The organism is Pantoea sp. PGP6 (assembly GCF_053474785.1).
The window spans coordinates 3,196,550-3,218,642 of sequence record NZ_JBQBMA010000001.1; the positions used below are offsets into that span (position 1 = coordinate 3,196,550).

The window sequence follows — 22,093 nt, forward strand, 5'->3', positions numbered from 1 at the left end:
CTAAACTGTGTCGCCATCTAGTACAGCAATTGCGGAGGGATTTGTCCAGTGCGATTTGATGAAAAAGTGATAAATTTCGACTTTCTGCTTACCCATCACACTTTCCTACTTTTTACCTTGCCAAAAAAACCCTTTTTGTTGCAGGGGAATAGTCATCAAGCCGGCGGTAACCCGCTGGAAACTGGATGATTTTTCGCTCAGGGTCCCAGGTTGAGTTCAGGCTTAGCTCAGGTTAAGCATTAAAATCCATTTTGCTGATAAGCAGACCATCCGGCGATAAACATCGCATTGTCGCCGCCATTTCAGCCGATGACATCGCTGCCGGTCAGGCCGTTTTTGTCATTTTTATCCGCTTTTCAGCCCATTTTCCTCTTACGGCCCGCCTGCGGCAGCAATCACCTGCCAGAGATGCGACTTAAGCGCTGGCGTCACTGTCAGTTAAATCTGCTTTTTACCTGTTCCAGATCAGGCTGTGGTGCCGCAGGAGACCCCACAGACCGCCTGCCTGCTCATATTTCAGGCTAAAGATTAAAAACATTGATTCAAATCAAAGAAATGCCTTTCTGCTATTCAATACGCATTTGGCAACAAACAATAGCGGTCATAAGACACTATTTTTTTCTGCACCCGGCAGGATAATATTGGCAGGGAATAAATAAGGAATGTTTACCTGTCGGATTGATCAGCGGCTAAATCCACCTTTGTGACTAACAGGGAGAAGAGCATCAGGATGGTAATGAAAATTCGTTGTAACCAATGCGGAAGTGCCCGGTTTATTTTTACTGAACGCGATGGTGAAGCTTTCACTTTCCACGGTGCCTGTTGTGCACACTGTAAGAAGCGACTGGAGGCGAAAGATCTGCTGCCTGAAACGCCGATGGACCCGATCGCCCATTGCCTGATTGATCAGCATAAAAATGCCTCGGGCACCTGAGTAAGGTGCCCGCTGAAGCTGAAACCGAAAAGCGCGATCAGAAAATCAGTTTGAAGACCCCTGTCAGGGTGAGCAGACCCACGATAAAAATGATGGCAATAATCCACAGAATAATTTTCATTTCCTTCTCCCTCACCAATAAAAAAACCTTTCCCGTAAACAGTATAGCCAAAAAAATGACCTTTGCCGCTTCCCTTGCCCGGCCTTCATTCTGACGGCGGCTTATCGCTGCTTTAATCGAAATTCTGCGGAGCGGATCGCAACGCGAAATTTTTGCGGCGGCTGTTTTTCGATTTGCAGATAAATCCTGGCTAAAATTTAACCGGCAAGGCAGGCCTCTTTGGTTATCACCTGAATATGCTTAGCAAGGAGATCTTATGACCACCATTAATACCAGCATGGGCCGCTACAGCCTAAAGGCAAAAAACAGCGGCGATCACATCAAAGGCTCTTTCGCCATCAATGATGAAGGCGGCACTCAACTCACGATGCAGGAGTTTGAGGAGCATTACCTTGATGATGTGGTGAACAACGTGATTTATCCGGTCACTGGCGGCAACCGCGAGATTGCGCGTGCGCTGCGGGAACAAATGATTAAAGCTGGTTTTGAACAGCCACATTAAGCTGTTCTGCCGCATTCTGAGAGAAATTCCGGGCCGCACACTGCGGCCCTTTTCCGGCTTAAAAACTGACTTGCCGTTGTCCCTTTTTCGCCGCAGGATGACCTATCCCACTGAAAAGGAGTACAACGTGAGCACCCTACTTCACATTAATGCCACGCGCCTGCATCAGTTCACCGAAGCGATCTGGCTTGCTGCCGGTAGTCAGCAGGAAGAGGCGCGTCTGGTGGCCGATCATCTGGTGGCCGCCAACCTGGCCGGACACGATTCGCACGGCGTCGGCATGATCCCCAGCTACATGGCGTCACTGAAACAGGGACATCTGCAACTCAATCAGCGTCCCACGCTGGATAAAGACAACGGTGCGGTGCTGACGCTGAATGCCCATCAGGGCTTTGGTCAGGTCGCCGCCTGGGAAGCGATGAAGCTCGGTATCGAACGGGCGGAGAAACTGGGCATCGCCGCAGTCGGTCTGCACCATTCGCACCACATCGGCCGTATCGGTCACTGGGCCGAGCAATGCGCGGCGGCGGGTTTCGTCTCCTTCCATTTCGTTAACGTGATGGGCGACCCGATGGTCGCGCCATTCGGCGGCAGCGATCGGCGCTTTGGCACCAATCCATTCTGCGCCATTTTCCCGCGCCCGCATGCCCGGCCGCTGCTGCTCGATTTCGCCACCAGCGGCATTGCCTATGGCAAAACCCGGGTGGCATGGAACAAGGGTGTCGAAGTCGCACCGGGTTACCTGATCGATGCGCAGGGTCAGCCGACGACCGACCCGGGCGTGATGCACCAGTCACCGCATGGTTCGCTGCTGCCCTTTGGTCTGCACAAGGGCTATGCGCTGGCGACGCTGTGTGAAATTCTCGGCGGAGCGTTGTCGGGTGGACGCACCACGCATCAGGCCACCTTGCAGAGCGGCAATGACGCCATTTTTAACTGCATGACCACCATTATCCTCAATCCGGCGGCGTTTGATGCGCCCGCGATGCAGGATGAGGCGGAAGCTTTTCTTGACTGGGTTAAAGCGTCGCCACCCAGTGGTGATGCGCCGATTCAGGTACCGGGTGAATGGGAAGAGGCCAATCGTATTGCCCGCGATCGTGAGGGCATTCCGCTGGATAGCACCAGCTGGCAGCAGATCTGTCAGGCAGCAACAGAGGCGGGGATGTCGGCGGAGGAACTGGCGGCTTTCCGCGCGCTGGCGGTGTAACGCAGGCGGGAACAGCACGCCGCTGGCAGATTGTCTGCCAGCGGCTGCGGGTTAAATCACCATCGACAGCAGTAAGCAGCCAATCAGGCCGCAGACGGAAATGATGGTTTCCAGCGCTGACCACGACCGAATGGTTTCACCGATCGTCAGGTTGAAATACTCCTTAAACAGCCAGAAGCCAGGATCGTTGACGTGAGAGAAAATCACGCTGCCTGAACCAACCGCAATCACCATCAGTTCCGGGCTGGCACCGCTGGTGACAATCAGCGGCGCAACAATACCACCGGCGGTGATCGCCGCAACCGTTGCCGACCCCAGCGCAATGCGCAGTACTGCCGCAATCGACCACGCCATAAAGATCGGCGAGAGCTGGGTAGAGTGCATCATGTTAGCGATATATTTATCCACGCCGCTGTCGACCAGCACCTGCTTAAAGGCACCGCCACCACCGATAATTAACAGCATCATGGCGATGATTTTGATCGAATCGCTCAGGGTCTCCATCACCTGATCCATGCTGCGGCCGCGGTTCAGACCGAAAGTGAAGATCGCAATCAGTACCGCAATCAGCGTAGCCATCACCGGATCGCCGAAGAACTCGGCGTAAGGCAGCAGCACATGGCCTTTCGGCAACAGCATCTCGGCCACCGCACGCAACGCCATCAGCACCACCGGAACCAGTGAGGTCCAGACGCTGACGCCAAAGCCCGGCATCTCTGCTTCGGTAAAGGTTTTCGGGTTGTAGAGCCCCTGCGGGATCGGTTTATCAATGCCTTTCAGGAAGCGGGCATAGACCGGACCGGCCAGAATTACGGTAGGAATGCCGAGCAGCGTACCGAACAGCAGCGTTTTTCCCATATCCGCATTGAACAGCGTGGCAATGGCGGTCGGACCCGGATGCGGCGGTAAAAAGCCGTGCGTCACTGAGAGCGCGGCGGCCATCGGCACCCCGACATAGAGCAGCGGGACGCGCGCCGATGCGGCCACGCTGAACACCAGCGGCAGCATCAGTACAAAGCCCACTTCATAGAACAGCGCAAAGCCGACAATAAAGCCGGTCAGCACCAGCGCCCACTGAATATGCTTTGTGCCAAACTTTTCGATTAAGGTGGTGGCAATCCGCTGCGCGCCCCCGCAATCGGCCAGCATCTTACCGAGCATGGCACCAAAGCCCATGATCAGCGCCAGGCTGCCGAGCGTGCCGCCCACACCGGTTTTAATCGAGGTAATCACTTTATTGACCGGCATGCCCTGCATCACACCGACCGCCAGCGCCACCAGAATGAGCGCGATAAATCCATTAAGCTTAAAGCGAATCATCAGCAGCAGCAGTAACGCGACGCCGATCGCCACATAGAGTAATGGCATAGGTTTTCTCCACCTTGCGCACTGAACGGCGTTCAGTGCCGGTTTGTTATCATCATCCCCTGAGGGCTACAAAACAGTGCGCTTGTAAGAGTTTTTAACATTCCGACAACCGCTGTTACCGATAACATGTTAAGGGTAACATCCGCAGGAAAGCACCACCCCGCCGCCAGTGAATTTCTGTTTTGCGAAGGTGATCAACTTTTTGCCGCGGCGTTATCAGAAAGTTTGCCAGCGCTGGCGGCGCGCTTTTCGTTACACTCTGATTTTAGCGAAAATGTAAAAGGATGCGCTGGTGAGTGAGAATCTGAGTGAGCTGTACAGTAATCAACGAACCCTGTTCGGACGCGGCAGTCTTGATAAGCTGGTGCCGCTGCTGGCTGCGCAGTCTCAGCCTACCCTGCTGTTTTGTGGACAATCGTTTTTACAGAGCGCGGCCTATGACCGCCTGAAAGCGGAGCTTAACCGTCAGATTATTGGCTATGAGATTGTCAGCCATGAAGCTTCGCCTGCTGACATTGACGGCTGGGTCGCGCGCTGGCGCGGCCATGTGGACCGGGTGGTGGCGATTGGCGGCGGCAGCGTACTGGATGCGGCCAAAGCTTTCAGTGCCATGATGCAACATCCGCTGCCGACCGCGCGTTATCTGGAAAAAGTCGGCGACACGCCGGTCCAGCCGGTGACGCTGCCGCTGATCGCCATCCCGACCACCGCCGGTACCGGCAGTGAAGTAACGCAAAATGCGGTGGTCACCGACCAGCACGATATCCAGGTGAAAGCCTCGCTGCGCCATGCGGTGTTTGTGCCGCAGGTGGCAATTCTCGACCCGGACCTGCTGAAGGGGGCACCCGACCCGGTACTGGCGACCTGTGGCATTGATGCCTTTACCCATCTGTTTGAAGCCTGGCTCTCCAGCAAGGGCAATCTGTTTACCCGCCAGCTGGCGCTGACCGGCTTACGCCAGTTTGTTCAGGCCTGGCCCAACCTCAACCGACAGGATGTCGACGGCGACCGGGCGCGTGAAGCGATGATGATGGCGTCATGGCTGGGCGGCGTCAGTCTCAGCAGCGCCGGACTGGGAGTGATCCACGGTATTGCCGGCGAGCTGGGAGCAATAAAACCGTTTCACCATGGCGAAGTGTGCGGACGCCTGCTGTTTCCGTTCCTCGACCAGCTGGCTGACAGTACGCATCCGCAGCAGCGTGCGTTGATGGATGAGCTGCATCCGCAGCTTTTCAGCGAACCGACCGATTCACCGGCCAGCTACCTCAAGCAGTGGCTGCAGCAGCAGGCGATTACCCCGTTCTGGCGTGGTGGGCCCAGCCTGACCGCCGACGAGGTGGAGTGGATCCTGGCTCGTGCTAACAGCAAAAATTCGCTGGTGAACTACAGTCGCGAACAGATGCACGCCATGCTTACGCAGGCGTGGCCCCTGACCCACTGATCCACGCGACGTAGCTGGCCTTGCCCGGCCGCGCCGCGCCGGGCATATCCGACCGCGCCGGGTCGCGACCTTAATCCGCCGGAGCGGCGAACGGCCCCTCGCCTGCCAGCATCTGCTCAATCACCTGCAGTACCCCCTGCTGATTATTGGTCGGGGCCTGATAGCGGGCAGCCTGCTTTACCCGCTCCGGCGCATTGCCCATGGCAAAGCTGAAGCCTGACTGTTTCAGCATCTCCAGATCGTTACCGCCATCGCCAAACGCCAGCACCTGGTGGTGGCCGATGCCCCAACGCTGTGCCAGTAAGTCCAGGCCATGAGCTTTATGGTTGCCCGGCACAATCAGATCAACAGAACCATGTCCGCTGGAGGTCGCTGCGACTTTGCCCTGATGCAGCCGTTCGATATCGGCCATCAGCGGTTCGATGTAGTCATCCGACAGATTAAGCGCGAACTTAAACAGCCGGTCATCCTGGGTCTCCTCCAGGCTGCGAATCGGCCTGAGCCGGTGACAGTAGTGCCGCATCTTAACCAGCCACGTCTCTTCCATGCCCTCAAAGTAATAAGCGCTGTTACGCCCACACAACAGATAACGCAGGCCGGGATAGTGACCGTTTTGCAGCGTGTCGATCACCGCCCCGACATCGTGACGGTCAAAAGCGCCGCAAAACAGCTCTTCATCCCGATCGATAATCCACGCGCCGTTCTCCGCCACAAAGGCGATGTCGCTGGCGATCTGCGGGAAGAAGGATTTGAGCTGGTAGTACTGGTTGCCGCTGGCAACGACAAATTTAATCTCACGGGCGGTGAGCTGCTGATAGCAGTCGAGAAAGCGGGATCGATTGTACTGCTTCTGGTCATCCAGAAAGGTGCCATCCATATCTACCGCAACCATCTTAACCGTCGTCATCATGACTCCTTACATGCCGGGGTTCTGTGAGTGGACTGTCAGGATAGCCGCTGACGCGGCAAAACGGAAAGTGTAACGGAAGGCCAGGGCCAACCGCTGGACGCCCTTCCCTGGGCGAAGTGGGGTGCAGCATGTTCGATGGGCGGGTGTCGTTGCGTGACTTTTGCTACGCGCTTTTCGTTACGTAATTAGTTCAGCGCGCTGCTCAGAATCAGCGAGGTAATCACGCCCGTGGCAGCAGCGATCAGCACATAGTTGCCGTCGATGTAGGCCCAGTGTTCGCCACGCGGCGGTTCACGTAAACCCCGGTCATGCCAGTCGTTGATGCGGTAACGATCGCCACGATATTCTGCCGGAATCGGATGGCCGCGACGGAAATCGTGGCCGTTCCAGGCGAAATGATCGCGATCGGCACGCGGGCCATCGTTATGCCGGCCATTATTGCCGCGGTTGTCGTGTCCTTTATCGCGGTCGTGTCCCTTGTCGCGGTCGTGGCCGCGATTGTCAGCGTGCGATTGATCGCCTTGCTGCCATCGCTGACCGTGCCCGTCGCCCGGACCATCCGCCAGTGCGGTGTGAGAAAAAAGCGTGCTGCATGCAAAAAGTGAAGCGATAACGGTTAAGGTTGTTTTTTTCATGGTACTGCCTCCGAAGATAACGGTTATTCAGGCACCGTTGAGCATCATAGTGGCAATAATCTGGCGGGTCAGCATCAGTAAAAGTCTTAAAAACCGGTAACTTACACACTATTACGCTTGCTTAGCGCTTTCTTAACACTGGCCCGATTTCTCTCCATATTCTGGCCCCGAGCTGGCTAACGCTGTATTAACTGGCAAACAGCGGATATCCAGCGCGGCTCGGGCTTCCTTGAGAATATTCTTAATTCATCGCCCGGTGACAAATTGGATCGTTATTTAACGCGCGCGATCAAACTGAAGCGGGAATCAGGCCAGCTGGCTAACGCCATATATAAAAAAAACCGATCGAAAGCGATCGGTAATTAACACGCCACACCAGCAGATGAGGTGAAAACCTTAATAAAATCAAGCAATAACCAGAGCACGCAACACCACATCACCAGTGCTGCCCGTCAAACATAGCATTGTCTGGCTATTTTTATCGTGATGATAAATCCTGTTTTGCAGAATATTATTTACATTCCTCGCCACTTCTTAAATTAATCTTTCGGCAAGCGAAAAAGTCAGGAATAAGGACAAACGTCTGGCAGAGAGGATGGTGGAAATAGATCGCAATGCTGACCGGTTCAGGCCCACTGATAAGCAGGGCACTCACCGGTGCCCTGCAGCGTGCAGCGTCAGGGAGTACTCAGCACGATCGGCGCGTCGGGTAAGCGGGTAAAGTGGCTCACGATATGATGATAATCCGCGGTCGGATCGAGATCGCTGAAGGTCTGCGGATAGAGATCTTTCGCCAGGATCTCCATGCCAATAATGTTATACGGATGGTTATAAAAATGATGATACACACCGTAAACCCGCTGTTGTTTCACCGGGGCGATCTGCGCCAGCCCGGTACGGGACAGCAACCGGCTGAAGGTGGCATTAATCTCTGGCTGGCTGGCCGCGTAACCAAACGGCAGTACGTTGCTGTTGGACCGTTTTGAGCCGGTCATGATGTAGACATCCGGCTTCATGGCGATGATTTTTTCCAGTGAGACGAAACCGGAACTGCCTGGCAGCAGCGCTGAGCCGATATTTTTGCCGCCCACCGCTTCCACCAGTGCACCCCAGCCGTTATGACCGTGAGTGAAGCAACAGTTATCGCTGTTACCGGCTATCGGCTCGATAAACACCGTCGGCTTGTGCTGCACCTGCGCCACGCCCTGCTGAATCCGCTGCCAGCGCTGCTGATAAAAATCGGTATAGGCTTTGGCCTCGGCTTCGCGGTTCAGCACTTTACCGAGCAGGGTGATGCCCGGCACCGTGTTCTGCTTCGGCTGCAGCTCATCGTCGAGGAACAGCACCGGAATATGCAGATTTTTTAACGTTGCCAGCACGCCCGATTGGGTCAGCGCCGGTTTAGCACGCAGCTGAGCAATCATCAGATCGGGCTGTTTCGCCAGCACGCTCTCCAGATCAACCTGCCCCTGATCGTTAAAGCCCATGTCAACGATGGAAGAAGCCTGCGGCCAGCGCTGCTTCAGCAGATCCCAGGTCTGGGTATCCTGCTTTTTGGGCAGGTTATTCCACGCCACCACCCGCTGGAACGGATTTTGTCGGTCCAGCAAGGCCAGCGCCAGAATGTCGCGTCCATCCTGCAAAATCACATGCTGCGGCTCTTTTTGCAGCGTAATGGTTTGCCCATCAAGATCGGTCACCGTGACCGGATACGTAGTGGCCGCGCAGGCGGTTGACAACAAAATTGTGGTGGCAGCAAGCAGCCTGGTTTTCATTTTTCAGCACCCGGTTAAGGAATAATAATTATTCGCGTTAACTCTAACATGCTAATAAGTAACAAAAGTAAACCATTGCTGAATAGATACGTCAGCCCGGAGGCCGCTGAGCATGCAGAAGCGCGGTGAGAAGATATTGATTAGCGCCTGCCTGATGGGCTTTCGGGTGCGCTACAACGGCAGTGACAAAAAGCAGGTGCTGGCCGCGCTGACGCAGTGGCAGCGCGAGCAGCGGCTGGTGCTGCACTGCCCTGAGCTTGCTGCCGGTTTACCCACTCCGCGCCTGCCGGCTGAGATTGTCGGCGGCAGCGGTGCCGATGTGCTGGCGGGACGGGCCAGGGTAGTGGAATCAGACGGACGGGATATGACGCAGACTTATCTGCTCGCCGCGTGGCTGGCACTCGAGACCGCGCAGCAGCAAGGATGCCGCTTTGCCCTGCTCAGCGATGGCAGCCCGACCTGCGGCAGTCAGGCCATATACGACGGCAGCTTCAGCGGCCAGCGTCAGCCCGGTGCGGGTGTCGCCGCCGCCCTGTTACGCCAGCACAACATTGCGGTGTACGCTGAACAGCAGGCGGGCGAACTGCTGGCCCACCTCAACCGGATTGCGCCGCGGCTACCCGGTTAAACCGCTCAGTGCGCCAGTGAGTAGAAGATGGCAGAGATGGCGATCAGGCCGGTCAGCACTACAAACAGGTTACTGATTTTGCCACTGTACTGACGCATCGCCGGGACTTTCTGAATCGCGTACATCGGCATCAGGAACAGGATCATCGCAATCACCGGGCCACCGAGCGTCTCAATCATCCCGAGAATATTGGGATCGAGGGTCGCCACCAGCCAGGTAGTCAGCAACATAAACAGTGAGGTCAGGCGGTTCAGCCGGGCGGGCGCGATCTGTTTGCCGCGGCTGCGCAGCGCCTTATTTACCATGCCGTTAAAGCCTTCACGCGCGCCAAGATAGTGCCCGAGGAACGATTTGGTGATCGCCACAATCGCAATTATCGGGCCAAGCCAGGCGATGACCGGCACCTGAAAGTGGTTAGCCAGATAGGAAAGAATGGTGATGTTCTGCGCCTTGGCCGCGTGCAGGTCGGCGGGCGACAGGCTCAGCACGCAGCTGAAGACAAAAAACATCACCGTCACCACCATCAGCAGATGGGCACAGGCAAGAATGCGGGAACACTTTTTCTCTGCCGCCTCGCCATACTCTTCACGCTTCGCCACGGCAAACGACGAGATGATCGGCGAGTGATTGAAGGAGAAGACCATCACCGGGATCGCCAGCCACAGCGTCATCCATAAACCGTTGCCGCCAGGCGCAGCGCTGTTCAGCGTGGTCAGCGCGGCGCCGTGCCAGTGCGGGATCAGATAGCAGGCCATCAGCATCAATACCGCCACAAAAGGATAAACCAGCACGCTCATCGCTTTGACGATCATCTGCTCACCAAAACGCACAATCATCATCAGGCCGACAATCAGCAACAGCGACAGCAGGATGCGCGGTGGCGGCACCAGTCCCAGCTGATTGACCATCAGGCTCTCAACCGTGTTGGTAATGGCAACGCTGTACATCAGCAGAATCGGGTAGATGGCAAAGAAGTAGAGCAGCGTAATCAGCTTACCGGCGCCGGTGCCAAAATGCTCTTCGACCACGTCGGTGATGTCGCCCGCCGGATTTTTTCCGGAGAGCACAAAGCGCGTCAGGGCGCGGTGCGCAAAGAAGGTCAGCGGAAAAGCCAGTATCGCCATAATGATCAGCGGGATCAGTCCACCCACGCCGGCATTAATCGGCAGAAACAGTACGCCGGCACCAATCGCGGTGCCGTATAAGCCCAGCATCCATAGGGTATCGGTTTTACGCCATGCCGTATCGACGTCACTTTCAAGCGCGCCCAGCGTGCCTGTTTGCGTGGTTTTCATCTGCCCTTCCCGTTTAAAAGCCGCCAGTCATCTGACTGCCAGAGCAGAAAGCGCCAGCTTGCCGCGTCCGCTCCGGGCCAGACATCACTGCGTCAGCTTGTTTGCCAGGATGGCTTCCTGACCCGCCGACGCACAGGTAATCGATTGCGTGCGCCTCTTTTTACACTACCTGACGATAAAAGTTCAAGTTATGCGGATTAATGCGCATAAATCGCTGAAAAAACCGTCAGGTTGTGCGCCACGTCACTGCCCGATAATGCCACTTTTACGCCGCTTTTACCGCACTGACGTCGCCGGGCGGCGCGATGAGTGAGCCTGCCGGGCTACGCTTTGGCTATGCTTGAGGCATCGGCTGACACACGACACAGGAGAACAGAATGAAAATTGCCTGCCTTGGATGGGGATCGCTGATTTGGAAATCGGGTGCGTTGCCGGTGGCCAGCCCCTGGCATTGTGATGGCCCGCGGGTGCCGATTGAATTTGTCCGCATCAGTGAAGGCGGTGAACTGGCAACGGCCATCTGCCTCAATGCCACACCGGTACCGGTGTTGTGGGCCTGGCTGAATACCGCCTCACTGGAGACCGCCTGTCGCGCGCTGCGTGAGCGGGAAGGCATTCCGGACAGCCGGGAGGATGGGCTGGGCATTCTGACGGTCACCGACACGTCGGCGGGACCGCTGGCGGACTGGGCGCGTGCCAGAGGCATTGAAGGCCTGATCTGGACCGCATTACCCGCCTGCATGGCGGGCGTTGAAGGCCGTATTCCTGCCCTTGATGAGGCAGTGGCATACCTGCAGCGGCTGGAGGGTGACACGCGTGAACATGCGCGTCGCTACATTGAACAGGTGCCGGCCCAAATCGACACTGCTTACCGACGGGCATTTGCCGCCCTGCCCGGCTGGCAGCGTATCATTCCGGACTGATCGGCCATCTCCCGGCGCAATCTGTCACCTTATCAACCAGGCTGGTCCGTTTCATCTGAGCCTGCCGCTCTGCTTACTGCCTGCAGGCTGGCTACACTTCAGGCAGGTTTCGGTTTCAGGTTTCCTGAATCTCTCCGCTTTGTCGCCGCGTGCCAGCACATGGCCACAGTCCACTAATCCGCAGGAGTGCAACAGATGAAAGCATTAACCTATCACGGTCCGCATAAAGTCAGCGTTGATAACGTGCCCGATCCGGGACTTGAAGCCGCCGATGACATCATTTTGCGCGTCACCGCCACCGCCATTTGTGGCTCCGACCTGCACCTCTATCGCGGCAAGATCCCCGGTACCGGCCATGGCGATATTTTCGGTCATGAGTTTATGGGTGAAGTGGTGGAAACAGGCAGCGCCGTCACGGCCGTCGCCAAAGGCGATCGGGTGGTGATCCCGTTTGTTATCGCCTGTGGCGACTGTTTCTTCTGCCATCTGCATCAGTACGCTGCCTGCGAAACCACCAACAGCGGTCGGGGCGCCATTCTCAATCGTAAAAACATCACCCCGCCCGCAGCGCTGTTTGGTTTCAGCAAACTGTATGGCGGCGTGCCGGGCGGACAGGCGGAATATGTCCGGGTGCCGAAAGCCAATACCGGCCCGTTCAAAGTGCCGACACTGTTGTCGGATGAGAAAGTGCTGTTCCTCTCCGATATCCTGCCTACCGCGTGGCAGGCGGTTAAAAATGCCGAAGTTAAACCGGGCTCCAGTGTGGCGATTTTTGGTGCCGGTCCGGTGGGATTACTCAGCGCCGCCTGTGCCCGCCTGGAAGGTGCCGAACAGATCTACATGATCGACCATAACGACTATCGCCTGAACTTTGCCCGCGATCGCTACGGGGTGATTCCGATCAACTTCGATCAGATCAACGACCCGGCCGGCTGGATCATCGAGCACAGCGAAGGCCACCGTGGCGTTGATGCGGTGATTGATGCGGTCGGGTTTGAGGCCAAAGGCAGCCTGACGGAAACCGTGCTTAGCAATCTCAAGCTGGAAGGCAGCAGCGGTAAGGCGCTGCGTCAGTGTATTGCGGCGGTGCGTCGTGGCGGGATCGTCAGCGTGCCGGGTGTCTACGCTGGCTTTATTCACGGCTTCCTGTTCGGCGATGCGTTTGATAAAGGACTGACCTTTAAGATGGGCCAGACCCACGTTCACGCCTACCTGCCGGACCTGCTTAAACTGATCGAACAGGGTCACCTTAAGCCGGAAGAGATTGTTACCCATCATCTGCCGCTGGAAGACGCCGCCCGGGGTTATGAGATTTTTGAGAAGCGACAGGAAGAGTGCCGCAAAGTGATTCTGGTGCCCGGCATGACGGCTACTCAGGCCACACTGTAACCTGTACGCCTCGGCGCACCGGCTGCTTTCTCCGCCGGTTGCGCCGGACGCTACATCCGCCACGGCTTGCATTGCAGGCTGACCCGCCGCTCCGGCCGCTCCTGCAGATGTTCATCCGGGGTATCGGCGGTATCCGCCAGGCTCCCCTGCTCCAGTAACCGTGCGCTGTGTGAGTGAGGATGACTCTCGCTCATCAGCTGCTGTGAAAACGCGCCAAACGATAACAGCAAAAACAGTAACGCACTGGCCAGCCTGATGCGCATCGGTGACTCCTGCAGAGGGATGGAGGTCGCTATGCTGCCCGAATCTGTTTGATTTTCTGTCAGTGGCAGGCAAAGTTATGTGGTAACCGGAAACACCTCGCGACCGGTTTAACCGCCGTTCAACCACAGTAGATCCAGCAAAAACGTACCCTCAGCACCTGTTTCGCTGCGGTTCAGATCAGTGGCTGTAGCCCGACAGCGGCTAAATAAAGTCCCAGCCCATAAACCAGATGAGTCACAGCGCTATTCAGCCTGGCTTTGCCAGGCACGGGCGTCTTCGATGCGGCAATCCCCCACCCGAGGGCGGGTTGCATGATGAAAAAGGGAGCCATCAGGCTAAGAAGACCGCTTATCACTGCGCTTAATAGATCGGGATGTTCTGGCCACTGCTGGCCTCGCCATAACAGTGGAATAAAGGCAAAGGCCATTCCTGTGAGGTAGTGGACGGCCCATCCTGTAAAGGTTTCGCCTTTGACTGCAGGCGTATCGTGAATGGTGTGGTGAAAGTAACGTCCTTTACTCATCCACAGTATCCAGCGGCCAACGAGGGCGTAATTAAGGGAAGGTACCGCGAACAGGTAGCGTCGGGCCAGGCTCCAGCCATCCATAATCAGGGTCGCCAGCAGCCCGGTAAGCAGTATCTCAGTCACGTGAATTCTCCTGTGATAATCGTTAGATGGTATGCTGATTCAAAGGATGCAACGTGAAGTGAGGTTTAAGTCAATGATAAAAGAACTCGATATTGCTGATGTCGCCGATCGCAGCGGGCTTGCGCCTTCAGCGCTGCGTTTTTATGAAAAGAAGGGGCTGATCAAATCGATTGGCCGCAAAGGATTACGTCGGCAATACTGCGCCAGCGTGCTTGAAAAACTGGCGCTGATCACACTGGGCCGCAGCGCCGGTTTTACTCTGGATGAGATTGCCAGTCTGTTTGATGCACAGGGTAAACTCTCGCTGGATCGACTCTTGCTCATCGCTAAAGCCGACGAGATCGATAACACGATTCGTCAGTTGAAAAAGGTCCGTGATGGTTTGAGACACGTCGCGCACTGTCCTGCCAGCGATCACCTGCTATGCCCGGAATTTCAGAAAATTGTCCGGCGTATGCAATCCCGGTCAGATCGCACAACGGGTTATCACTCCAATTCACCCGCAGCCCTGACCTGACCTGACCTGACGCCCGTCGTCAGTGCAGGCGGCGGGTTTGCAGCGCAACCGACCAGCGCTGGCGCTGGCAACGCGGGCAGACCGCTTGCTGCTGACCGGCGATCTGCTGCGTCTGGCCGCAGTGGGTACAGGCATAGAGTCCGCTGTGCGGCACGGTATCGAAATCCTGGCGGTGTTCGGGCGGTAATACGCTTAAACCGGCACGCATCTCATCGTCGTTGTAAAAGTAGATGCTCAGCTGACCATCTACTTCCACCAGCGCCAGCCGGATCTGCCCCAGATGCTCTACCCCACTCTGTCGCAACTCCATGTAGAACTCATCTTCCGAAATGTTCAGATGATCGAGACTCTCCAGCACGTACAGCCCCTGTTTGATCAGCGTAATCACATCGCCCTGAATCAGACGTGAAAAGCGCGGGCTGCGCGCAGTCAGCATGGTGGTCAGCCGGTAGAGCGTCAGCAACACCACAAACACCATGATCACCGGCAACACCGGCACATCGTCATAGAAAGTGACATCACCTGAGGCGGACCCGAGCGTCAGAATGACCACCAGTTCGAACAGCGACAGCTGACGCACTCCGCGGCGACCCGAGACTTTCAAAAAGGTGAACACCACCAGATAAGCGATCAGCACCCGCGCTACCACCTCAAACAGAAAAGTGGCGGGTTGATCGTTGAGTAAGAAACGGTGCCAGTCGAATGAGAACATAAGCTGTGAAACATCCTGTCAGTCAAAAGGAGCCGCGATGCCGTGGCCGGTCGGTTAACCGCCTGCCGATCGAGGCCAGTGATAAATTAATCTTGCTGGTGGAAGATGAAAAGGCAAGCGAAGCAGCACCTTCCCCGGCCGCTGAGTCTGCCCGCTTTGCATCTCATGGAAAAGGTTCACAAAGCTTAAAATCGCCCGTTACCGGTGACGTTTCGCTTATCGTCTTACGCTAAATTTCAAAGCTTAAATTTTCCTGATTTATAATGGCTATATTCTGCCGCTGTGCTTTTTCTTTTTACATCAATACATTGCGAAGAACCTCGCCTTACCTATACTTTCCAGTAAGGCTTCCATAACCCTCAGTAACACTACGAGAAGCCAGCAGTTTTCCCGCCGATAGCGCTGCGTGTTGTTACCCGCTATCCCTCACTCGTCGTCAATGCGTCAGGCCCTGCTGCCTGCAACGCTGCGACGGCTGATTCTGGCAAGGAGCGCCCGCCAGTGCAGAGTGGCCACACCGGCCAGTCTGTTTTACATACTGCCCCCCTCACCTGACCCGTTCTGCTACGGCTTGTCAGCGGGATAAGTGTTGCTGTTTTACGGGAGATGCCATGACCCCCTTTACCAGTTTCTGGCAGGCCGGCTATGAAGGTGCCGATCACATCAATCCTGCGGGCGTCGCGCTGTCGATGAACGACCTGAACCAGCATCAGGCGCGTGCGGCAGAGGATTATGCCGCGCTGGCACCGTTCGCTATCCGAACCGTGCGCGAAAGCGTCGGCTGGCGACTGTGCGAACGGGATGGCCGCTATGACTTTTCAACCGTCGCCGCCCGGATGCAGGCGGCCCAACAACAGGGCATCCAGCTAAGCTGGACCTTCTGCCATTACGGCTGGCCCGACGACCTGAGCCTGTTTGACCACGACTTTGTCAGCCGTTTCGCCGCCTTTTGCGGCGCGCTGGCGCGCTTTCTGGCTCCCTGGTATCACAGCGCACCGGTCTATTCGCCGATGAATGAAATCTCTTTTCTCAGCTGGGGTATCTCGGTTGGCGTATTTGCCTGCGCCAGTTGCCCACAACCGGATTGCGCCGATGCCGCTAAACAGCAGCTGGTGCGGGCCACGCTGGCGGCCTGCGATGCGATCTGGCAGGCCGATCCGCGGGCGCGTCTGCTGCATTGCGATCCGCTGATCCATATCGTGCCCGATCCGGCCGATCCCGACAGCGTTCAGACCGCCGCGCTGATGCGTGAAACCCAGTATCAGGCGTGGGACATGCTGAGCGGCAGGCTGCATCCCGAACTCGGAGGTGCAGAACGTTATCTCGACCTGATCGGCGTGAATTACTACCACGATAATCAGTGGGAGCAGGGATCGAATCAGCGCCTCTATTGGCACCTTGGCGATCCCCGTCGAGCGCCGTTACATCAGCTGCTCCGGCAGGTGTCTCAGCGCTATCAGCGCCCGCTGCTGCTGGCGGAAACCAGCCACGTCGGCAGCGGACGCGGTGCCTGGATCGGCCAGATTGGCGCCCAGGTCGCGCAGGCGCTGCTGGCGGGCGTCGACCTGCTCGGCATCTGCCTCTATCCCATCCTTGATCGTCCTTTATGGGAGTACCCCACCTTCTGGACCCGCAGCGGCCTGTGGGATCTCGATTGGCTGGGACCCGATCCTTACGCCCGCCAGTTACAGCACCCTTACGCTGACGCTTTGCGCCAGGCGCAGCAATCCTTGCAACACATCCAACTATCACAACGGCATTGTCAGGAGTCCGCTATGAACAACCCACCAGTACTCATTGTTTTCAGCCATTTACGTTGGGGCTTTGTTTTTCAGCGTCCGCAGCAGTTGCTGACGCGCCTGGCGCAGCACTATCGGGTGCTGTTTGTCGAAGAGCCGGTCTGGCAGGCCGGGCCGCCAGGACTGCATCAGAGTCAGCCGGCCGCCAATATTACGGTGATCCAGCCGCATACCGATATTCAGGCTGCCGGGTTTCACGACAGCCAGATCGCCCCGCTGCAACTGCTGCTGGCTCCGCTGATGGACGAAGATCAACAACCACTGGTGTGGTTTTATACGCCGATGGCGCTGCCGTTGCTGACGCCGTTTAATCCGGCGCTGGTAATTTACGACTGCATGGATGAGCTTTCCGCCTTTCACAATGCTCCGCGCCAGCTGCAGCAGCGCGAGTCAGCGCTGATGACCCGCGCCGATCTGGTGTTTACCGGCGGCTCCAGCCTGTATGAAGCCAAACGTGATAAACATCCGCAGGTGTACTGCTTCCCGAGCAGCGTGGATGCCGTCCATTTTGAGCAGGCGCGCGATCGCAGCAACCGCCATCCGTTGCAGGATTCGATTCCCGCCCGGCGTCTTGGCTACTATGGCGTGCTGGATGAGCGCATCGATCTGCCGCTGATCGCCGCGCTGGCTGACAGTCATCCCGACTGGCAGATTATTATGGTCGGCCCGGTGGTGAAAATAGATCCGGCCAGCCTGCCGCAGCGTGCCAATATTCACTGGCTCGGCCAGCAGCCTTATCAGGCGCTGCCGCAGTTCCTCGCGGGCTGGGATGTCTGCCTGATGCCGTTCGCGCTCAACGCCTCGACCCGCTACATTTCGCCGACCAAAGTGCTGGAGTATATGGCGGCGCAACTGCCGATTGTCAGTACCGCCATTACCGACGTCGCCCGCCACTATGCCGATGAGGTCGCCGTCGCCGGTGATCATCAGCAGTTTATCGCCGCCTGTGAACGGGCAATCGCCCTCAGCGCGGCCGACCGGCTGGCGCTGGCGGGAAACATGCAGGCAAAAGTCGCTGCCACCTCGTGGGACAGCACGGTGGAACAGGTACACGCGCTGATCCAGCAGGCGCTGACCCGCAAACAGACACTGACCACGGCCAGCCCGCCGCTGACCGAACCGCAGCAGGCTAACGTCAGCGCGTTAACCCCGGCGATGCTGGAGAGTGCCGCGGTGGAGTGCCTGATTATCGGTGCCGGGCCGACCGGCCTGAGCGCCGGTTATCACTACGGTGAAGGCGCGGTGCTGCTGGAAAAAAATGCCACACCTGGCGGCTGGTGCCGGTCGGTTGAGGATCAGGGATTCACCTTCGATTACGCCGGCCACATTATGTTTTCGCAGGACCCTTACGTCCTGCAGCTGTATCAGATGCTGCTGGGCGACAACCTGCACTGGCAGGCGCGTGAAGCCTGGGTCTATACCGACGGCGTCTTTACCCGCTATCCGTTCCAGTCTGCGCTGCATGGTCTGCCGGTTGAGGTGGTGAAGGAGTGCGTGCTGGGGGCGATTGAAGCACGTTATGGCGAAAGCGCGCCCGTAGCCGTACCGCTGGAACGGGCACGTCAGCGGCGTGACTGCTGCGCCGACGGTGCGCTGCCTGATGAGGGCAACGGCGTTGGCGAGGTGCAGGATCAGGAAGATTTCCATCACTTTATCCTGCGCACCTGGGGCAAAGGCATCGCACGACACTTCGCCCTGCCCTACAACCAGAAGCTGTGGAAAGTGCCGCTGACCGATATGGAAACCTCGTGGCTGGGCGGACGGGTGCCGTTACCGGATCTGGCGCAGATTATTGATGGCGCGCTACAGCCGCTGGCGAAACCGGTTGGTCCGAATGCCCGCTTTGGCTATCCGCTGCGGGGCGGCTTCCAGGCATTGATGTCCGGTTTTCTGCCACATCTGAAGTGCCAGCTCGAGACCGGGGCGCGCTTAATCCGGCTTCATCCGCAGGCGCACGTCGCGCTGCTGGCCGACGGACGCCACTATCGCTATCAACAGCTGATCAGCACTATGCCGCTGCCGGAGCTGATTAAACTGATGGGTGATGAGGTACCGGACACGGTGCAGCAGGCGGCGGCGCAGCTGCAGTTTGTCTCAGTCCGCTGCGTCAATCTGGGGATCGGTCGCACCGGGCTGACGGATAAACACTGGATTTACTATCCCGGCGATACCCTGTTTCATCGCATCTTCGTGCAGGGCAATGCCAGTCCGCACTGTAATCCGCCCGGCGGTTTCGGCTTAACCTGCGAGATCACCTACAATGCCGCTAACCCGCTGCCGCTGGAGGGTGAGGCGCTGATTGAGCGCTGCCGTCAGGACTGCATCCGGGTCGGGATGATTCGCGATGACGATCGGCTGCTGTGCGCGTCGCAGGTTGATATGCCCTACGCCTATGTGGTGTATGACCATGCACGCAGCCGTAACGTGGCGCTGATCCGGCAGTGGCTGCTGACGCAGGATATTCACTTATCCGGCCGATACAGCGAGTGGGAGTATTACAACTCTGACCACGCCTTTCTCGCCGGTAAACGCGCGGCTGAAAATGTCAGGATGCAGCATCTCAGCCAGCGCACGCGCGGTTAACCCCGGTCAGGCAGCCAGCGGCTCAGGCCACGCGCTGGCTGCACTTCGCCGCTTTCAGCGACTGCAACTGCTGCAGTCGCGAATCCGCCTTATGGCTGGCGTTGAGCTTCGCAATGCCGTTACCGATACCAAAATCCCCGATGAAGCCCATCACGGTCAGCGCATCGAAGCGGCCGGTTTGATCAATCTCACTCTGCACGCTGTGGGCTTTGACGATCTCCTGATCCAGCAGTCTGCAATCCAGCACCGCCGTCTCTTCAGGCGTTACCGCGGACGCCTGCGGATACTGTTTGGTGGCGCAGCCGCTTAACAGCATCACCAGCACGCCTGACATCACTATTCTGTTCATTATTCACCGCCATCGTTTCATTGCGCTCAGGGATATATCGGCAGCGCAGCCAGCGATCGTGAATCTGTTTGCTACCAATAATGGGCGAAACCGCTACGCTAAGGTAGGATTTAGCGCGCCGCAACAAAGCCAGGCCCTGCCTGCAGCCCAGGTCAGGCTGCGAGCGGCATCGGCGGGTTAAGTATTTGCGCCTTATCTTTCAATTTGTTAGTCAGAATGGTGCTGTAGCTGGCACCCTTAACAGAGTAAAATCCTGACGCGAAAGCTGCCCGATAGCGCTCGTCTGAACGAGGCTACGCGCAGCACACGCGGCAATCAGGATTATCAGGGGACGTTTACCATGAGGTTTTTCCATGCGTTTTAAAGGATTGAACATCGGTTTTTTCATTCTGATTCTGGCGATTGCTACCCTCGCCTTTTTTGAGGTGCTGTCACCCTATTTTTCGCCGATTTTATGGGCGGCGATTCTGGCGGTGATTTTCCATCCGCTAAAAACCTACCTGCGGACCCGAATGGGCGAGCGCAATGGTCTGGCGGCGTTGCTGACCCTGCTCTGTATCTGCCTGATCGTCTTCACGCCGCTGGCGATAATCGCCTCCTCGCTGGTGGTCGAAACTAACGCGGTTTACCACAAGCTCCAGACAAACTCGGCGCAGTTCCCGGTGGTGTTTGCTGACCTGTTGCAGCATTTGCCGCGCTGGGCGAAACATTTCCTCGCCGAAAATAATCTGGATAACGCCACGCAGATTCAGGAGAAACTCTCCTCATTCGCCCTGAAGGGAGGCCAGTACGTAGCAGGCAGCGCCTTCATCATCGGTAAAGGCACCTTTAGCTTTACCGTGGGCTTTGGCGTGATGCTCTATCTGCTGTTTTTCCTGCTGAAAGATGGCTCTTACCTGGTGCATCTGATCCTGGAAGCGTTGCCGCTGTCGACCTACGTTAAGCATCACCTGCTGGTGAAATTTGCTGCGGTCGCGCGTGCCACGGTGAAAGGCACCGTGGTGGTCGGGGTGGTTCAGGGGATACTCGGCGGTCTGGCGTTCTGGTTTACCGGCATTGACGGCAGCCTGCTGTGGGGTGCGCTGATGGCGTTCCTGTCACTGATACCGGCGGTCGGTTCCGCCATCATCTGGGTGCCGGCAGCGGTATTCTTCTTTGCCACCGGCGCGCTGTGGAAAGGTCTGTTCCTGGTGGGCTTCTTTGTGGTGATTGTGGGCCTGGTGGATAATATTCTGCGTCCGCTGCTGGTCGGCAAAGATACCAAAATGCCTGACTACCTGATCCTGATCGCCACGCTGGGCGGTATGGAAATCTACGGCATTAATGGCTTTGTGATCGGTCCGGTGATTGCCGCGCTGTTTATCGCCTGCTGGAATCTGCTGTCAGGCCGCGATAACCGCGAAAACATCGAAGAGATTGATGAAGAGGTGATCGAGGAAGGCAAGAAACAGTCAGACACCGCAGCCGAAGCCGCGGCTGAAGCCGCCGCTGCGGCTGCGGATGCGGCAGCTGAAGCCGAAATCAAAGTCTCGGCATTAGCCGCCGCCGAGGCGGAGAAAACGGCCAGCGCCAGCAAAAAGTAAATAAAGAAACCCACCTGACGGTGGGTTTCTTTTTTAATCTGACAGACTGTTTAATCTGGCAACAGGCGGCTTAGTTAGTCGCTTTGTTTTTCAAATCTTCAGCACCCTGCTTGGTTTTATCCCAGCCTTTCTCGGTGCCTTCTTTGGTCTTGTTCCAGCCTTTCTGCGCGCCTTCAGTCACTTTGCTGCTGGTGGCATCGCTTTTGCCTTCAGCCGCATGCTGAGACTTGAGCTTTAACTCTTCGCCCTGATGCTGCGTCTGATGCAGTTTTTCTTTTGCGGTATCCGCGCCTTTATGCGCTTCTGCAACGGTGTTGTCTGTGGTGGTCGCGGCAAAGACTGGCGAAGCCAGTAAAATAGCAGACAGTGCAATAATTGTTTTCTTCATAATTCCCTCTGTATTGAATAGTTGCCGTGTCAGGTTTTAATCCTGGCATAGCGCGGCCAGGAAAGATTTAAGAATAAACCAGGAATGAAAAAGGGCCAGTTTGCGCCAGAAAAATCGC

At 56.9% G+C, this 22,093-nt stretch carries 21 protein-coding genes; 10 read left to right on the forward strand and 11 right to left on the reverse strand.

What is annotated here, in order from left to right; genetic code table 11:
* Nucleotides 1-736 precede the first annotated feature (736 nt).
* Entirely contained in the window at nt 737-934 is a 198-nt protein-coding gene (locus ACLIBF_RS15575; protein ID WP_227021875.1) for a hypothetical protein, read from the forward strand.
* Between the two features lie 37 nt (nt 935-971).
* On the opposite strand, the gene ACLIBF_RS15580 is transcribed toward ACLIBF_RS15575, so the two are convergent.
* A complete protein-coding gene (locus ACLIBF_RS15580; protein ID WP_019105993.1) occupies nt 972-1,055 on the reverse strand; it encodes a membrane protein in 84 nt (27 codons plus the stop codon).
* Nucleotides 1,056-1,311: 256 nt separating this feature from the next.
* Here ACLIBF_RS15580 and ACLIBF_RS15585 point away from each other — a divergent pair, with 256 nt between their 5' ends.
* Both ACLIBF_RS15585 and ACLIBF_RS15590 read left to right on the forward strand, forming a co-directional pair.
* On the forward strand, nt 1,312-1,557 hold the full coding sequence (locus ACLIBF_RS15585) for a hypothetical protein (protein ID WP_031377748.1): 246 nt from the start codon (nt 1,312-1,314) through the stop codon (nt 1,555-1,557).
* A 127-nt stretch (nt 1,558-1,684) separates the two neighbouring features.
* Complete coding sequence (locus ACLIBF_RS15590; protein ID WP_094106465.1) at nt 1,685-2,767, forward strand: malate/lactate/ureidoglycolate dehydrogenase; 1,083 nt, start codon at nt 1,685-1,687, stop codon at nt 2,765-2,767.
* A 51-nt stretch (nt 2,768-2,818) separates the two neighbouring features.
* Here the strand turns inward: ACLIBF_RS15590 and gntT are convergent, their stop codons facing one another.
* Nucleotides 2,819-4,135, reverse strand: coding sequence for a gluconate transporter (gntT, locus tag ACLIBF_RS15595; protein ID WP_031377746.1), 1,317 nt, complete (start codon nt 4,133-4,135; stop codon nt 2,819-2,821).
* Nucleotides 4,136-4,427: 292 nt separating this feature from the next.
* Here gntT and ACLIBF_RS15600 point away from each other — a divergent pair, with 292 nt between their 5' ends.
* The gene (locus ACLIBF_RS15600; protein ID WP_279809466.1) at nt 4,428-5,576 is read left to right on the forward strand and encodes an iron-containing alcohol dehydrogenase; all 1,149 of its coding nucleotides are present in this window, start codon (nt 4,428-4,430) and stop codon (nt 5,574-5,576) included.
* Nucleotides 5,577-5,646: 70 nt separating this feature from the next.
* On the opposite strand, the gene ACLIBF_RS15605 is transcribed toward ACLIBF_RS15600, so the two are convergent.
* The 3 genes from ACLIBF_RS15605 to ACLIBF_RS15615 form a co-directional block, all read right to left on the reverse strand.
* Entirely contained in the window at nt 5,647-6,483 is an 837-nt protein-coding gene (locus tag ACLIBF_RS15605; RefSeq protein WP_089561150.1) for a Cof-type HAD-IIB family hydrolase, read from the reverse strand.
* A 188-nt stretch (nt 6,484-6,671) separates the two neighbouring features.
* Complete coding sequence (locus tag ACLIBF_RS15610) at nt 6,672-7,121, reverse strand: RcnB family protein (protein ID WP_069728012.1); 450 nt, start codon at nt 7,119-7,121, stop codon at nt 6,672-6,674.
* Between the two features lie 677 nt (nt 7,122-7,798).
* Nucleotides 7,799-8,896 carry an ABC transporter substrate-binding protein gene (locus ACLIBF_RS15615; protein ID WP_279809467.1) on the reverse strand — a complete coding sequence of 366 codons (1,098 nt, stop codon included), beginning with the start codon at nt 8,894-8,896 and terminating at the stop codon, nt 7,799-7,801.
* Between the two features lie 112 nt (nt 8,897-9,008).
* On the opposite strand from ACLIBF_RS15615, the gene ACLIBF_RS15620 reads away from it, so the two are divergent.
* The gene (locus tag ACLIBF_RS15620; RefSeq protein ID WP_069728010.1) at nt 9,009-9,524 is read left to right on the forward strand and encodes a DUF523 domain-containing protein; all 516 of its coding nucleotides are present in this window, start codon (nt 9,009-9,011) and stop codon (nt 9,522-9,524) included.
* Nucleotides 9,525-9,529: 5 nt separating this feature from the next.
* On the opposite strand, the gene ACLIBF_RS15625 is transcribed toward ACLIBF_RS15620, so the two are convergent.
* Nucleotides 9,530-10,819: an HAAAP family serine/threonine permease gene (locus tag ACLIBF_RS15625; protein WP_159223772.1), complete on the reverse strand. Its 1,290-nt coding sequence runs from the start codon at nt 10,817-10,819 to the stop codon at nt 9,530-9,532.
* 377 nt (nt 10,820-11,196) lie between these two features.
* Here ACLIBF_RS15625 and ACLIBF_RS15630 point away from each other — a divergent pair, with 377 nt between their 5' ends.
* Nucleotides 11,197-11,742 (forward strand): hypothetical protein, encoded by a 546-nt coding sequence (locus ACLIBF_RS15630; RefSeq protein ID WP_031377739.1) that lies wholly within the window; start codon nt 11,197-11,199, stop codon nt 11,740-11,742.
* 195 nt (nt 11,743-11,937) lie between these two features.
* On the forward strand, nt 11,938-13,131 hold the full coding sequence (locus tag ACLIBF_RS15635; protein ID WP_031377738.1) for a zinc-dependent alcohol dehydrogenase: 1,194 nt from the start codon (nt 11,938-11,940) through the stop codon (nt 13,129-13,131).
* 50 nt (nt 13,132-13,181) lie between these two features.
* On the opposite strand, the gene ACLIBF_RS15640 is transcribed toward ACLIBF_RS15635, so the two are convergent.
* Together ACLIBF_RS15640 and ACLIBF_RS15645 are read right to left on the reverse strand one after the other, a co-directional pair.
* Nucleotides 13,182-13,394, reverse strand: coding sequence for a hypothetical protein (locus ACLIBF_RS15640; protein ID WP_031377737.1), 213 nt, complete (start codon nt 13,392-13,394; stop codon nt 13,182-13,184).
* A 173-nt stretch (nt 13,395-13,567) separates the two neighbouring features.
* Complete coding sequence (locus tag ACLIBF_RS15645; RefSeq protein ID WP_031377736.1) at nt 13,568-14,044, reverse strand: DUF2938 domain-containing protein; 477 nt, start codon at nt 14,042-14,044, stop codon at nt 13,568-13,570.
* 76 nt (nt 14,045-14,120) lie between these two features.
* Here ACLIBF_RS15645 and ACLIBF_RS15650 point away from each other — a divergent pair, with 76 nt between their 5' ends.
* The gene (locus tag ACLIBF_RS15650; protein ID WP_162287702.1) at nt 14,121-14,561 is read left to right on the forward strand and encodes a helix-turn-helix domain-containing protein; all 441 of its coding nucleotides are present in this window, start codon (nt 14,121-14,123) and stop codon (nt 14,559-14,561) included.
* A 19-nt stretch (nt 14,562-14,580) separates the two neighbouring features.
* On the opposite strand, the gene ACLIBF_RS15655 is transcribed toward ACLIBF_RS15650, so the two are convergent.
* A complete protein-coding gene (locus ACLIBF_RS15655; protein WP_031377734.1) occupies nt 14,581-15,273 on the reverse strand; it encodes a DUF421 domain-containing protein in 693 nt (230 codons plus the stop codon).
* 611 nt (nt 15,274-15,884) lie between these two features.
* On the opposite strand from ACLIBF_RS15655, the gene ACLIBF_RS15660 reads away from it, so the two are divergent.
* Entirely contained in the window at nt 15,885-19,655 is a 3,771-nt protein-coding gene (locus ACLIBF_RS15660) for an FAD-dependent oxidoreductase (RefSeq protein WP_448310076.1), read from the forward strand.
* A 22-nt stretch (nt 19,656-19,677) separates the two neighbouring features.
* Here the strand turns inward: ACLIBF_RS15660 and ACLIBF_RS15665 are convergent, their stop codons facing one another.
* Entirely contained in the window at nt 19,678-20,004 is a 327-nt protein-coding gene (locus tag ACLIBF_RS15665; protein ID WP_069728005.1) for a hypothetical protein, read from the reverse strand.
* Between the two features lie 353 nt (nt 20,005-20,357).
* Between ACLIBF_RS15665 and ACLIBF_RS15670 the strand changes: the two genes are divergently transcribed.
* Nucleotides 20,358-21,587 carry an AI-2E family transporter gene (locus tag ACLIBF_RS15670; RefSeq protein WP_031377285.1) on the forward strand — a complete coding sequence of 410 codons (1,230 nt, stop codon included), beginning with the start codon at nt 20,358-20,360 and terminating at the stop codon, nt 21,585-21,587.
* Between the two features lie 70 nt (nt 21,588-21,657).
* Here the strand turns inward: ACLIBF_RS15670 and ACLIBF_RS15675 are convergent, their stop codons facing one another.
* Nucleotides 21,658-21,975 carry a hypothetical protein gene (locus ACLIBF_RS15675; protein WP_031377286.1) on the reverse strand — a complete coding sequence of 106 codons (318 nt, stop codon included), beginning with the start codon at nt 21,973-21,975 and terminating at the stop codon, nt 21,658-21,660.
* Nucleotides 21,976-22,093: the final 118 nt, after the last annotated feature.